The following is a 13,239-nucleotide window of genomic DNA, read 5'->3' on the forward strand; positions in this document are numbered from 1 at the left end:
AGCGCCATTGTGCGTATACGACGGTCTGCGAGTCTGTGAGCAAACGTAAGCAGCTCAAGGTGTGATGTGCCGCATACCACGCTGCCTCAGCCAAGTATGTAGATCGGAAAGGTGCGCCAGGCGGCGTTGATGGAGGGTTGGCCAGTCTGGCCGTTCTATGTAGTAGAAGCGCCCATCCCGCCTGATCAAGGTGCGCCGCAGGCGCATGTCACGGCTGCGGTTAACCAGGTACTGCTCGCCGTTGGCCTCTTCGAAGGTGTAGTCACCTGGCCTGACCAGCATGCTTTCCAGGTCTGGTGACGGTGAGCGCGCAGGGGTTACCGCCGCTTGCAGCCGCAGGTCGCTTTGCAAGTGCCACAGCTTGCCTTTGCTGTCAGCGGAATCCGTGCCGGGGTCGGCCGTGTAGGTATCGACTCCACCGGCAGGGGTGTCTTCAACCCGCAAGCCAATCGCACCTTCTGTTTCAGCCAGGCCGGTAACGCCATGGAAGTTGTTGGCGTGAGTGTTACCGACTAGCGCAACCCACCTTCCCGGGCCACGCGTAGCCTGGTCAGCGTCGATGATCAGGTGGGCGTAGAAATTCATCATCTGCTGACGCGCCACATCGGACACCGGCTCTGCCCATGCCTGACGATAGCTGGCCATGCAGTCGATGGACTGGATGCGCACGCCGTTTTTGTGTGCTTCAAGCAGTATCCGGCGGAAGGTGTAGCGGCCGGCAGGGTCGGTGTGGTGCCCGAAGTCCTGAGCCGTGACATACCGCTCCAGCGCCCTCGGCATCACGCCGCTACGGTTGAAGGTGTCGAGGTCCGCTTGCTGGAAATCGGTGGTGAAATGCTCCATGTACAGCGTCTTCACTTTCAGCTTGCGCAACTGGCCCATGTTTTCGATCAACAACCGCTTGCTGCCAAGGCTGCTGTGCGCCTCGCCGACCACCAGGCCGTTGCTGTTTTCATAGATACGTTGCAGTACCTGCTTAGGCGTAGTTCCAGCAGGTAATTCAGGTATTGGCGGGCGAGCTGGCACGTCTACCGTGGTCATGAACTGGTTGGCATCGGTCGCCAGTTGCTCACGCAGGGCGCGAAAGCGCTCGATGGCGGCGTATCGTTCAGGGTCGTGAATGTTTTCCCGTGCGCCCGTGATCTCTTCGTCCGCCACGTCTTCAAGTGCAGGGCGCAAGCTGGGGGGTACTTCATAAGGGGTTTCGGCAAGGGCAGGCACGTTCGCCGCCGCTGATGGCCTGCCCCAGATCTTCAGCCGTGAGAGCATGCCGCCTTTGAGGCTGCCACGCTCGATGGGGTACCACTGGTCATCGGCATCAAGGCGGATCGGTTGGTGCTTGTAGAAAGAAAACGGGTTTTCCGGGTCGACGATGGTCCAGGTTTTCAGCTCCGGCACAAAGCGCACCTGGTAAGGTTGCTCCTCGACCAGCGCATAAAACTGCCCGTCTTGTGTGTAAATGCCTGCGAAGGTGCCCGAGCCAGGCTCGCCGCTAAGCAGCACATTGGTCTCGAAAGGCTGCAACAGCGCCCAGCGTTCCACTGGCTGGAAGGGCGCTGGTACCCAGGTTTTCACGGCGTCCACTACGCTTGAAGGCTCTTCGTCGCCGGGTTCGGTTTCGCCAGCAGTTGCGGGTTCTTCTGGCGCTGTGGGGCTTTGGCCTGCACCCGTTTCCGCGCCTGCTTCAGCGGCTTCGCCGAGTTCGGCGAGTGGTTTGCTCGGTGCGCTGAGCAAAAACGTTGCGTTGAACAGCGTCTCGATGGCAGCAAAGATTGCCCCTGTAACGCCTGCCTTGCGTTCGCGGGTGGTATGCCCGGTAATTGCCTGGTCGATGTTCAAGCCCGTTTCAGCGATGCCGGCGCCGACCAGCGCCAATGCCACGGGCCAGTCCACTGCCGCCAGGGGGCCAAACACTTTCAGGCCGGCACTCAGGTAGCCGATCCACAGTTGTTTGCGCAAGTCGGCGTTGGAGCGCAGGGAGAAGTGCGCATCATCGATCATCCGCTGTCGGGCTTTGTCGCGCAGCCAGTCGAAGGCGTCCTTATGAATCTGCTGATCGAGGGTGTTGATGCCGGAATAATCATCCTTGCCCCAGCCTTGGTACAACAGATCGACCAGGTGATTGAGGCCGACCTTGCTGTCGCCCTCATCGCGGTCATCGAGGGAGAAGTGCGCCAGGAAGCGTGCCCGGTTATCGGCATGGTTGCAGTTGATGAGTACCCACCAGAACAACGCCTGGTCATCCGCAAAGTAATGCAGGCCATCGACGTCGCCAGGTAGGTAGATCAGCTGGCTGCCATCTTTGAGCTGAACACGCAGGATATCTGTGGCCACATGCCCGCCGATATCGAACGTGCACACGCGCACGCCAGCGCCAGGTACTACCTGTTGTTGCAGCGCTTCCAGTGACGGCGGCCAGGCTGTGTCGCCCGCCAGCGCCTGCACGACATCGCGGCAGTGGCTGGCCAGCGCTGACGCGGGGGCATGTGCGCAGGCTTCCAGTACTTTGCTGAGGAAGTTGGCCTTGGCCAACGTTCGGAAGTGGCCCGCCTGTTTCGACCAGAAAGACGTCAGCCGAGCTTTGAAGTCAACGGCAAAATCGATGCTCCAGAAGTATTCCAGAACGTCCTTGGCCTCGAGCCGGATTTCATTACGCTCGTCGTAGGCATCCCCGCCAGGCCCTTCGGTGTAAAAGCCAACGAGGTAACTCAGCAGGTCGGCGTTGTCCTGGTCGTTGGCATCGAAGCGGTGCATGACCAGTTGGGGCAAGGTCAGCGATTCGTACGGCGGGTCCAGGTGCTGCCAGCCGTTGAAAGTTTTGTGGCTGCTGACGGCGGTGTGAAAGCGGTGCAGGTAAACGTTGTCGGGGTCCAGTGTTTTCAGGCCGTGGCGTTCAAGAACCTGTTGGGCAACTTCGCGGGCCATCTCGCGCATGTCAGGGCAGGCTTCGGTGAGCTGGCGGGCCAGCGTTAGCAGGCTTTGCTGTTCGTTGGAAGTGGGGGGGTTGGAGGGCATCACGTTTGTCCTGGCTAGAAGGATAAACGTCAGTCTCGAAGGGGTACGGGCCATGAAGGTGGTGCATATTGCTTGCCTGAACGGCCAGTAATGGTGGCTTTCACTTAATCTTTCCCATTTGCAGGTGTATCGTATTTGCCCTTCATCGCCAGCCCTGCTGGCAGCTTGATTGCGCCGAACACGAGGTACCCGCACCGATGTCCTTCACCCGTCGACAAATGCTCAAAGGCCTCACCGGCCTGGTTGTGGTAGGCCTGGGCGCCGGAGGCGCAGCGCGGTACTGGCTGGGCAAGGTCGAGGACGAGAATGCCGGGCACGACTACGAGCTGATCGCCGCGCCCTTGGACGTGGAACTGGTGCCGGGCTTCAAGACCGAGGCTTGGGCCTTTGGCCCTTCGGCGCCAGGTACCGAGCTGCGGGTACGCCAGGGCACCTGGCTGCGGGTGCGGTTCATCAACCACTTGCCGGTCGAAACCACCATTCACTGGCATGGCATCCGCTTGCCGCTGGAAATGGACGGCGTGCCGTACGTGTCGCAGCTGCCGGTCAAGCCGGGCGAATACTTCGACTACAAGTTCCGCGTGCCGGATGCCGGCAGCTACTGGTATCACCCGCATGTCAGCAGCTCGGAAGAGCTCGGCCGCGGCCTGGTCGGCCCTCTGATCGTCGAGGAGCGCGAGCCTACCGGGTTCCTGCACGAGCGCACGCTGAGCCTGAAAAACTGGCACGTGGACGAGCAGGGCGCCTGGCTGCCGTTCAGCATCCCGCGTGAGGCCGCGCGTAACGGCACTGCCGGGCGGCTGATCACCATCAACGGCCAGCCCGACGCGGTCACCGAGCTGCCGGCCGGCCAGGTGGTGCGGGTGCGCCTGCTGAACCTGGACAACACCTGGACCTACCGCCTAAACCTCAAGGGCAACTGCGAGGCGAAGATCTACGCCCTCGACGGCAACCCGGTGACCCCGCGGCCATTGGAAGATGAGTACTGGCTTGGCCCTGGCATGCGCATCTGCCTGGCCATCCGGATTCCCGAAGCGGGTGAGGAAATTTCCCTGCGCGACGGTTTCGTGCGCCTGGGTACCCTGCGTTCGGTGCCGAGCAACGACGCGCCGAGTGACTGGCCGCCAGCGCTGCCGGCCAACCCGATCGCCGAGCCGGACCTGGAGAATGCTGAAAAGCTCAACTTCAATTTCGAGTGGGCGGCCAAAGTTTCTGTCACCCCTGACCCGAACAAACCATCGAGCCTGTGGCAGATCAACGGCCAGGCCTGGGACATCACCGACAAGACATGCGCCGACCGGCCCATCGCCACGCTGCAGAAGGGCAAGAGCTACATCTTCGAGCTGAAGAACATGACCCAGTACCAGCACCCGATCCACCTGCATGGCATGAGTTTCAAGGTGATTGCCTCCAACCGCCACGACATCAAGGAGCCGTGGTTCACCGATACGTACCTGCTGGGCAAGAACGAGCGGGCCCAGGTGGCACTTGTGGCGGATAACCCGGGCACCTGGATGTTCCACTGCCACGTCATCGACCACATGGAAACCGGCCTGATGGCCGCGATAGCGGTGGTCTGATGCGCCCACACATCATCGATCGCAGCCGCGATCAGGAATTCATGCGCATTGCTCTGGCCCTGGCGGCTGAGGGCGCGGCCATGGGCGAGGTGCCGGTGGGGGCGGTGCTGGTGCAGCATGGCCAGGTAATCGGCCAGGGCTTCAACCGGCCCATTATCGACAGCGACCCGAGTGCGCATGCCGAAATGGTTGCCATTCGGGCTGCGGCGAAGTCGGCGAGCAACTATCGGCTGCCGGGCAGCACGCTGTATGTAACCCTGGAGCCCTGCAGCATGTGCGCGGGTTTGATCGTGCATTCGCGGGTGGCGCGGGTGGTGTACGGGGCGTTGGAGCCCAAGGCGGGTATCGTGCAGAGCCAGGGTCAGTTCTTCGGCCAGGGCTTCCTCAACCATCGGGTGATGGTAGAGGGCGGGGTGCTGGCGGAGGAGTGTGGCCAGATCCTCAGTGACTTTTTCAAGGCGCGAAGGGTAAAGAGGGGGGGATAGCAGGTGGCTAACGATACATAGGTTGTTATAGGTTGTTGGTATCTACACAAGTTAGCTTTCCAGCGATGTTTCCGCTCCTGTAGGCGTTCTTCTGCATTTTTAATCCACTGACGATCAGTTCCCCGTTTTCAATATTTCTAAGTTCTGAGAGAGGGATCTTGCTTGTATTAACTGCATCGTCAGTTACCTCGAGTATGAAGCGCCAGTCATTTTCTGGGCAATAGCTGTAGTCAGATTCTTTTACAGGTCTGTCGCTCCCCAGTTTGATGGTGTTCCCCTTTGATGCATTGCTTACCTTAAAAAAATAAACCTGATCATTGCCGCAGTTGTAACTGCCCCTGTAGGCAGCGTTTCTTCGATATTCTATGTTCAAAGATGTGCAGGCACTGTCGGTTGCGTTCTTGTAAAGATGAAGTTTGCCTACGGGCACGGTTGGGTGGCTGGCGTGTGACTCCGCCCTTTTCACTTCTGCTGCCTTGTAATCATCTTTGAGGGGTGATTGTGCCTGTGCGAACGCAGTCAGGCTGAGCAGCCCAAGAATAATAAGGGGCCTGGTCATGCTTGTCTCCAACACCGTGGTTGTGGAGAAGCATCTATAGAAGGGTGGCTGCTAGGCGGCAACTGGCATTTTTACCAGTTGCGTAATCGTTAGGTTTTTGCTGTTACATCAGGCGATGTCTAACGTTCCCAGAGACTTGAAACGTAAATCGCTTAGGGTGAGGTGTGTAAACTTACGGATGAAGCCGGGAAGGGAGTGAATGCCGGTCATTCCTGCGAACAGGCCCGTACAGGATTACATCGGCGGCGACTGCTCTGCCGGCTTGTCCTTGTTTACCCCAGGCACATGCAAGTTGCCCTCGGCCATCTGGCCTTCGAGCTGCGGCTGGGTCACCCAGGTCAGGATGTCGTAGTAACGGCGGATGTTGGCCACGAAGTGCACCGGCTCGCCGCCGCGGGCATAGCCGTACTTGGTCTTGCTGTACCACTGCTTCTGCGCCAGGCGCGGCAGCATTTTCTTCACGTCCAGCCACTTGTTCGGGTTGAGCTTCTCGCGCTTGGCCAGGGTGCGGGCGTCTTCCAGGTGGCCGCTGCCAACGTTATAGGCAGCCAGGGCGAACCAGGTGCGGTCGGGTTCCTGGATGCTGTCGTCGAGTTGCTCTTTGATCAGCATGAAGTACTTGGCACCACCCTGGATGCTCTGTTTCGGGTCCAGGCGATTGGACACGCCCATGGCCTGCGCCGTGCGCTGGGTGAGCATCATCAGGCCGCGCACGCCCGTCTTGGAGGTGACTTCCGGCTGCCACATCGATTCTTGGTAGCCGATGGCCGCCAGCAGGCGCCAGTCCACCTGTTCGACCTTGGCGTAGCTCTTGAAGTGCTTCTCGTACTTGGGCAGCCGCTGCTGCAGGTGCTGGGCGAACGTATAGGCGCCGACGTAGCCGAGTACATCGACATGGCCGTAATAGCGGTCTTTCAGGCGCTGCAGGGTGCCGTTCTTCTGGGCCTTGTCGAGAAACTCGTTGACCTCGTTGAGCAGGCTGTTGTCCTCGCCGGCCGCCACCGCCCAGCGCTGGTCGCGGGTGTCGCCCAGGTCGAAGGCGACCCGAACGTTGGGGAAGTACACCTGGTTCATCGCCAGTTCGTTGGAGTCGACCAGGGTCAGGTCGATCTGGCCTTCATCGACCATGCGCAGCAAGTCGACCACCTCGACGGCGTCGGATTCTTCGTATTCCAGGCCCGGATACTGCTTTTTCAGCTCGGCCAGCTGGTCAGCATGGCTGCTGCCCTTGAGCACCATGATCTTTTTGCCGACCAGGCCCTTGGCTTCGGTCGGGCGCGAGCGGCCGTTGCGGTAGATGACTTGAGGGGTGACTTCCAGGTACGGGTGGGAGAATTTCGCCTGGGTCTTGCGCCGCTCGCTGCTTACCAGACCGGCGGCTGCCAGCACTGGGCCGGAGGGCTTGCCCAGCTCGTCGAACAGTTGGTCGAGGTTGTCGGCGGTCTCGATCTCCAGCTTTACGCCGAGATCATCGGCGAAATGCTTGACCAATTCGTATTCGAAGCCGGTTTCGCCGTTACGGTCCTGGAAATACGTCGCCGGGCTGTTGCGGGTGATTACGCGCAGCACGCCATCCTCCTTCACGCGCTCGAGGGTGCTGGGTTTTTCAACACAGGCACCGAGCATCAGAAAGAGTCCGGTTGCGATGAGCCATCTGGCGCAGCGCTGGCGCAAAGCAGTGTGGGCGAACATAGCTTGCAGTATACGCAAAGGACAGGCGGCGCCATATCTCGACAACAGATAGCTTGTCTGGTAGCGGGTTCTGTGTTCAGGGTGTTTGCCGTTAGAGGTGTGCCGCCTGGCAGATCGAGCGCCGCCCGCGCGGCGCTCGATCTGCCAGGCCATAAACCTCTTGAGGCGAGCACCCGAAATATTGACCCGAAAGTCCGGTTCCACCGCCCGACAGGCGCGGCGTAGAGCAGGTGCCGAAAGCCGTGGAATTAGGCTAGAATGCACGGCCTCTAAGCACACCCCTTCCTGAGGCTGTCCCGACGATGTTGATCCTGCGCGGCGCTCCTGCCCTTTCTGCCTTTCGCCACGGTAAATTACTCGAGCAACTGAGCCAGAAAGTCCCCGCTGTTACTGGTTTGTATGCCGAATTCGCCCACTTCGCCGATGTCGACGGCGAGCTGACCGCCGACCAGCAGCAGGTGCTGGGCCGTCTGCTCAAGTACGGCCCGAGCGTGCCGGTACAGGAGCCGACCGGCCGCCTGTTCCTGGTCGTGCCGCGCCTGGGCACCATCTCGCCCTGGGCCAGCAAGGCCAGCGACATTGCCCACAACTGCGGCCTGCAGTCGATCCAGCGCCTTGAGCGCGGCATCGCCTACTACGTCGCCGGCAACCTGAGCGAAGCCGATGCACAGGCCGTCGCCGCCGAACTGCACGACCGCATGACCCAGCGCGTGCTGGCCCAGCTGGAGCAGGCATCCGACCTGTTCAGCCACGCCCAGCCCAAGCCGATGACCTCGGTCGACATCCTCGCCGGTGGCCGCGACGCCCTGGCCAAGGCCAACGTCGACCTGGGCCTGGCCCTGGCTGAAGACGAGATCGACTACCTGGTCGCCGCTTTCCAGAACCTTGCGCGCAACCCGAACGACATCGAACTGATGATGTTCGCCCAGGCCAACTCCGAGCACTGCCGTCACAAGATCTTCAACGCCAGTTGGGACATCGACGGCCAGGCTCAGGAAAAGAGCCTGTTCGGCATGATCAAGAACACCTACCAGATGCACAGCGAAGGCGTGCTGTCTGCTTACAAGGACAACGCCTCGGTGATCGTCGGCAACGTTGCCGGCCGTTTCTTCCCGAACCCTGAAACCCGCCAGTACGGCGCGGTGCAGGAGCCGGTGCACATCCTGATGAAGGTCGAGACGCACAACCACCCGACCGCCATCGCGCCGTTCTCCGGTGCTTCCACCGGCTCCGGCGGCGAAATCCGCGACGAAGGCGCCACCGGCCGTGGCGCCAAGCCCAAGGCTGGCCTGACCGGCTTCACCGTGTCCAACCTGCGCATCCCGGGCTTCGAACAGCCATGGGAGCAGGCGTACGGCAAGCCTGAGCGCATCGTCGACGCCCTCGACATCATGGTCGAAGGCCCACTGGGTGGCGCCGCGTTCAACAACGAATTCGGTCGCCCGGCCCTGACCGGCTACTTCCGTACCTTCGAGCAGGCGATCAACACCCCGCACGGCGAAGAAGTGCGCGGCTACCACAAGCCGATCATGCTCGCCGGCGGCATGGGCAACATCCGTGAAGACCACGTGCAGAAGGGCGAGATCACCGTCGGCGCCAAGCTGATCGTGCTCGGCGGCCCGGCCATGCTGATCGGCCTGGGTGGCGGTGCGGCGTCGTCGGTCGCCACCGGTGCCAGCTCTGCCGACCTGGACTTCGCTTCGGTACAGCGCGAAAACCCGGAAATGGAGCGCCGTTGCCAAGAGGTCATCGACCGCTGCTGGCAGCTGGGCGACAAGAACCCGATCGCCTTCATCCACGACGTTGGCGCCGGCGGTATCTCCAACGCCTTCCCTGAGCTGGTCAACGACGGTGGCCGCGGTGGCCGCTTCGAACTGCGCAATGTGCCCAACGATGAGCCGGGCATGGCCCCGCACGAAATCTGGAGCAACGAATCGCAGGAACGTTACGTGCTGGCCGTCAGCGCTGTCGACTTCGACCGCTTCCAGGCCATCTGTGAACGAGAGCGCTGCCCGTTCGCCGTGGTCGGCGAGGCGACTGAAGAGCCGCACCTGACCGTGACCGACAGCCACTTCGCCAACACCCCGGTGGACATGCCGCTGGACGTGCTGCTGGGCAAGCCGCCGCGCATGCACCGTTCGGTCACCCGTGAAGCCGAACTTGGCGATGAATTCGACCCAAGCACCCTGTCGCTGGCCGATTCGGTCGAGCGCGTGCTGCACCACCCTGCGGTGGCCAGCAAGAGCTTCCTGATCACCATCGGCGACCGCACCATCACTGGCCTGGTAGCCCGTGACCAAATGGTCGGCCCATGGCAGGTGCCGGTGGCCGACTGCGCCGTTACCGCCACCAGCTTCGACGTCTACACCGGTGAAGCCATGGCCATGGGTGAGCGCACCCCGCTGGCCCTGCTCGACGCCCCGGCGTCTGGCCGCATGGCCATCGGCGAAACCCTGACCAACCTTGCCGCCTCGCGGATCGAGAAGCTGTCCGACATCAAACTGTCGGCCAACTGGATGTCCGCCGCCGGCCACCCGGGTGAAGACGCCCGCCTGTACGACACCGTCAAGGCTGTCGGCATGGAGCTGTGCCCTGAGTTGGGTATCACCATTCCGGTCGGCAAAGACTCGATGTCGATGAAGACCAAGTGGAGCGAAGAGGGCGTCGAGAAGAGCGTGACCTCGCCGATGTCGTTGATCATCACCGGCTTCGCCCCGGTCACCGACATCCGCAAGACCCTGACCCCGCAACTGCGCATGGACAAGGGCGAAACCGACCTGATCCTGATCGACCTGGGCCGCGGCAAGAACCGCATGGGCGCCTCGATCCTGGCGCAGACCCACGGCAAGTTGGCCAGTGCCGCACCGGACGTCGACGATGCCGAAGACCTCAAGGCCTTCTTCGCCGTGATCCAGGGCCTCAACGCCGACGGCCACCTGCTGGCCTACCACGACCGTTCCGATGGTGGCCTGATGACCACCGTGCTGGAAATGGCCTTCGCCGGCCATTGCGGCTTCGACCTGGAGCTGGACACCCTGACCAGCAAAGCGGAAAAAGTCGCCGCCATCCTCTTCAACGAAGAGCTGGGTGCGGTCATCCAGGTTCGCCAGGATGCCACCCCAGACGTACTGGCCCAGTTCAGCGCCGCTGGCTTGGGTGAAGACTGCGTCGCGGTGATCGGCCGGCCGACCAACAACAGCGAAGTGGTCGTGCGCCTGAACAGTGAAGAACTGTTCAAGGGCGACCGTCGCCTGCTGCAACGCCAGTGGGCCGAGACCAGCTACCAGGTTCAGCGCCTGCGTGACAACGCCGAATGCGCCGACCAGGAATTCGACGCGCTGCTCGAAGAAGACAACCCGGGCCTGTCGGTCAAGCTGGGCTACGACGTCAACGACGACATCGCTGCACCGTACATCAAGAAAGGCGTGCGCCCGCAAGTGGCGATCTTGCGTGAGCAGGGCGTCAACGGCCAGGTCGAGATGGCTGCTGCCTTCGACCGCGCCGGCTTCGCCGCCATTGACGTGCACATGAGCGACATCCTCGCTGGCCGTGTCGACTTCGAAGCCTTCAAGGGCCTGGTTGCCTGCGGCGGCTTCTCGTACGGTGACGTGCTGGGTGCCGGTGAGGGCTGGGCCAAGTCGGCACTGTTCAACGCCCGTGCCCGCGATGCCTTCCAGGCCTTCTTCGAGCGCACCGACAGCTTCGCCCTGGGCGTGTGCAACGGTTGCCAGATGATGTCCAACCTGCACGAGCTGATCCCGGGCACCGAGTTCTGGCCGCACTTCGTGCGTAACCGTTCCGAGCAGTTCGAAGCCCGTGTGGCCATGGTCGAGGTGCAGAAGTCCAACTCGATCTTCCTGCAGGGCATGGCCGGTTCGCGTATGCCGATCGCCATCGCCCACGGCGAAGGCCATGCCGAGTTCGCCAACGAAGCGGCACTGCTGGAAGCCGACCTGTCCGGTTGCGTGGCCCTGCGCTACGTCGACAACCACGGCAAGGTCACCGAAACCTACCCGGCCAACCCGAACGGCTCGCCGCGTGGTATCACCGGCCTCACCAGCCGTGACGGCCGCGTGACCATCATGATGCCGCACCCGGAGCGTGTGTTCCGCGCTGTGCAGAACTCCTGGCGCCCGGATGAGTGGCAGGAAGATGCTGCGCTGATGCGTATGTTCCGCAACGCGCGCGTCTGGGTGAACTAAGGCGTGTACAAGCTCGCCTTCTTCGTCCCGGCCAGCCATGTCGAGGTGGTCAAGGCTGCCGTATTCGCCGCCGGTGGCGGGCGTATCGGTGACTATGACCACTGCGCCTGGCAAACCTTGGGTCAAGGCCAGTTTCGCCCGTTGGACGGCAGCCAGCCGTTTCTCGGGCAAACCGGCCAGGTCGAGGTAGTCGAGGAATGGAAGGTAGAGCTGGTGGTGGCTGACGACCTGATCGCTCAGGTCGTTGCCGCGCTCAAGCAGAGCCACCCGTACGAGACGCCAGCCTATGAAGTCTGGCCACTGGCCGACTTCTAGAGCGCATCAAGGCTTTTCGCGGGCAAGCCCGCTCCCACAGGGATATCACCGGTACTGAAGCTTGTGATATCCCTGTGGGAGCGGGCTTGCCCGCGAAGAGGCCCTACAATCCCGCCACAACTTCATTGCCAGGCTCAGGCCGCTTCAACCCGCTGCACGCCAACAACCCCACCTCGAACAGCACCCACATCGGCACCGCCAGCATCGTCTGCGAAAACACGTCCGGCGGCGTCAGAATCATCCCCACCACAAAGCACCCAACGATCACGTAGGGCCGGCTACGGCGCAGGGTCGCCACATCCGCCAACCCCACCCAGACCACGATGAACGTCGCCACCGGGATCTCGAACGCCAGCCCGAATGCCAGGAACAGCGCCATGATGAAGTCCAGGTACTGGCTGATGTCGGTCATCATCGCCACCCCATCGGGCGTGACGCTGGCGAAGAAGCCGAACATCATCGGGAACACCAGAAAGAACGCGAACGCCATGCCGGCATAGAACAGCAGAATGCTCGACACCAGCAGCGGCAGGGCAATGCGCCGTTCCCGGCGGTACAGCCCCGGCGCCAGAAACCCCCAGGCCTGGTGCAACAACAGCGGCATGGCGACGAACAGCGCGCACATCGCGGTCAGCTTGAAGGGGGTCAGAAACGGTGAGGTGACACTGGTCGCGATCATGCTGGCGCCCTCTGGCAGGAAGCGGCGCAATGGCTCCGAGATCAGTGTGTAGAGGGTCTGGGCGAAGGGGAACAGGCCGGCGAACACCAACGCGACCAGCCCCAGGCAACGCACCAGGCGCTTGCGCAGTTCGCGCAGGTGCTCGGTCAGCGGCATGCCTGCCGCAGGGTCCATGGCAAGGCTCATGAGGCATTCTCCCTGGGTGCAGCGACGGTTGCCCGGTCATTGGCCGGTAGTGCGGCAAGGCTGATGCCCTGGCGCATTTCCTGTTCCAGGCGCTGCAGGGGCGCGCTGTCGAAGTTGGGCAACTCGATCTCGCGCTCCATCTGTGCGCGCAGGCCCTGCATGGCCCTGCGCGCCTGGCCCAGGCCGCGCCCAAGCGTGCGTGCCGCAACCGGCAGCCGCTCAGGGCCCAGCACCAGCAGTGCGACGATGCCGACCAGCAGCAACTCGCTGAAGCCTACCTCGAACATCAGGCCTGACGGTCCGCTTGCGGCTGGGGCGTTGCCTGGCCGGTCAACGGCGCCTGTTGCTGCACCTGGGCGGTGCCGGGCGGGGCGACGTCGTTGTCACCGCCCATGGACTTGCGAAACCCCTGGATCGCCTCGCCAACATCGCTGCCCAGGCCCTTGAGGCGCTTGGTGCCAAACAGCAGGAATACGATCATCAGTACGATCACCAGTTGCCAGATTCCAATGCCACCCATTGCGAC

General features: G+C 62.2%; 10 protein-coding genes. 4 read left to right on the forward strand and 6 right to left on the reverse strand.

Annotated features, from left to right (window positions below; translation table 11 throughout):
- Window positions 1-54: 54 nt before the first annotated feature.
- On the reverse strand, window positions 55-3,015 hold the full coding sequence (locus D886_RS0120520) for a membrane-targeted effector domain-containing toxin (RefSeq protein ID WP_027595683.1): 2,961 nt from the start codon (window positions 3,013-3,015) through the stop codon (window positions 55-57).
- A 197-nt stretch (window positions 3,016-3,212) separates the two neighbouring features.
- Between D886_RS0120520 and D886_RS0120525 the strand changes: the two genes are divergently transcribed.
- Together D886_RS0120525 and tadA are read left to right on the forward strand one after the other, a co-directional pair.
- A complete protein-coding gene (locus tag D886_RS0120525) occupies window positions 3,213-4,595 on the forward strand; it encodes a multicopper oxidase family protein (RefSeq protein WP_027595684.1) in 1,383 nt (460 codons plus the stop codon).
- Window positions 4,595-5,080 (forward strand): tRNA adenosine(34) deaminase TadA, encoded by a 486-nt coding sequence (gene tadA / locus D886_RS0120530; RefSeq protein ID WP_027595685.1) that lies wholly within the window; start codon window positions 4,595-4,597, stop codon window positions 5,078-5,080. The genes D886_RS0120525 and tadA overlap by 1 nt, the downstream gene beginning before the upstream one ends.
- Before the next feature lie 25 nt (window positions 5,081-5,105).
- Here tadA and D886_RS0120535 read toward each other — a convergent pair whose 3' ends face one another.
- Entirely contained in the window at window positions 5,106-5,639 is a 534-nt protein-coding gene (locus tag D886_RS0120535) for a hypothetical protein (RefSeq protein WP_027595686.1), read from the reverse strand.
- A gap of 234 nt (window positions 5,640-5,873) precedes the next feature.
- Window positions 5,874-7,331, reverse strand: a complete 1,458-nt coding sequence (mltF, locus tag D886_RS0120540; protein ID WP_027595687.1) for a membrane-bound lytic murein transglycosylase MltF — start codon at window positions 7,329-7,331, stop codon at window positions 5,874-5,876.
- 302 nt (window positions 7,332-7,633) lie between these two features.
- Here mltF and purL point away from each other — a divergent pair, with 302 nt between their 5' ends.
- Entirely contained in the window at window positions 7,634-11,533 is a 3,900-nt protein-coding gene (purL, locus tag D886_RS0120545; protein WP_027595688.1) for a phosphoribosylformylglycinamidine synthase, read from the forward strand.
- A 3-nt stretch (window positions 11,534-11,536) separates the two neighbouring features.
- Window positions 11,537-11,848 (forward strand): NGG1p interacting factor 3 protein, NIF3, encoded by a 312-nt coding sequence (locus tag D886_RS0120550; protein ID WP_027595689.1) that lies wholly within the window; start codon window positions 11,537-11,539, stop codon window positions 11,846-11,848.
- 103 nt (window positions 11,849-11,951) lie between these two features.
- Here the strand turns inward: D886_RS0120550 and tatC are convergent, their stop codons facing one another.
- From tatC to tatA, 3 genes are read right to left on the reverse strand one after another with little or no spacing between them, the layout of a single operon-like run.
- Window positions 11,952-12,713 carry a twin-arginine translocase subunit TatC gene (gene tatC, locus D886_RS0120555; RefSeq protein ID WP_027595690.1) on the reverse strand — a complete coding sequence of 254 codons (762 nt, stop codon included), beginning with the start codon at window positions 12,711-12,713 and terminating at the stop codon, window positions 11,952-11,954.
- Window positions 12,710-13,000 (reverse strand): Sec-independent protein translocase protein TatB, encoded by a 291-nt coding sequence (tatB, locus tag D886_RS0120560; protein WP_027595691.1) that lies wholly within the window; start codon window positions 12,998-13,000, stop codon window positions 12,710-12,712. Before tatB ends, tatC begins: the two co-directional genes overlap by 4 nt.
- Window positions 13,000-13,233 (reverse strand): twin-arginine translocase TatA/TatE family subunit, encoded by a 234-nt coding sequence (gene tatA, locus D886_RS0120565; RefSeq protein ID WP_027595692.1) that lies wholly within the window; start codon window positions 13,231-13,233, stop codon window positions 13,000-13,002. The genes tatB and tatA overlap by 1 nt, the downstream gene beginning before the upstream one ends.
- Between the last annotated feature and the right edge of the window lie 6 nt (window positions 13,234-13,239).

Origin of the sequence: Pseudomonas sp. LAIL14HWK12:I7 (genome assembly GCF_000483465.1) — a bacterium.
Classification (GTDB): Bacteria; Pseudomonadota; Gammaproteobacteria; order Pseudomonadales; family Pseudomonadaceae; genus Aquipseudomonas; species Aquipseudomonas kermanshahensis.

Bases quoted from the DNA above. Each gene is read 5' to 3' on its own strand.
- mltF (WP_027595687.1), bottom strand. From the start codon at position 7,331: ATGTTCGCCCACACTGCTTTGCGCCAGCGCTGCGCCAGATGGCTCATC.
- purL (WP_027595688.1), top strand. From the start codon at position 7,634: ATGTTGATCCTGCGCGGCGCTCCTGCCCTTTCTGCCTTTCGCCACGGT.
- tatC (WP_027595690.1), bottom strand. From the start codon at position 12,713: ATGAGCCTTGCCATGGACCCTGCGGCAGGCATGCCGCTGACCGAGCAC.
- D886_RS0120535 (WP_027595686.1), bottom strand. From the start codon at position 5,639: ATGACCAGGCCCCTTATTATTCTTGGGCTGCTCAGCCTGACTGCGTTC.
- tatA (WP_027595692.1), bottom strand. From the start codon at position 13,233: ATGGGTGGCATTGGAATCTGGCAACTGGTGATCGTACTGATGATCGTA.
- tatB (WP_027595691.1), bottom strand. From the start codon at position 13,000: ATGTTCGAGGTAGGCTTCAGCGAGTTGCTGCTGGTCGGCATCGTCGCA.
- tadA (WP_027595685.1), top strand. From the start codon at position 4,595: ATGCGCCCACACATCATCGATCGCAGCCGCGATCAGGAATTCATGCGC.
- D886_RS0120525 (WP_027595684.1), top strand. From the start codon at position 3,213: ATGTCCTTCACCCGTCGACAAATGCTCAAAGGCCTCACCGGCCTGGTT.
- D886_RS0120520 (WP_027595683.1), bottom strand. From the start codon at position 3,015: ATGCCCTCCAACCCCCCCACTTCCAACGAACAGCAAAGCCTGCTAACG.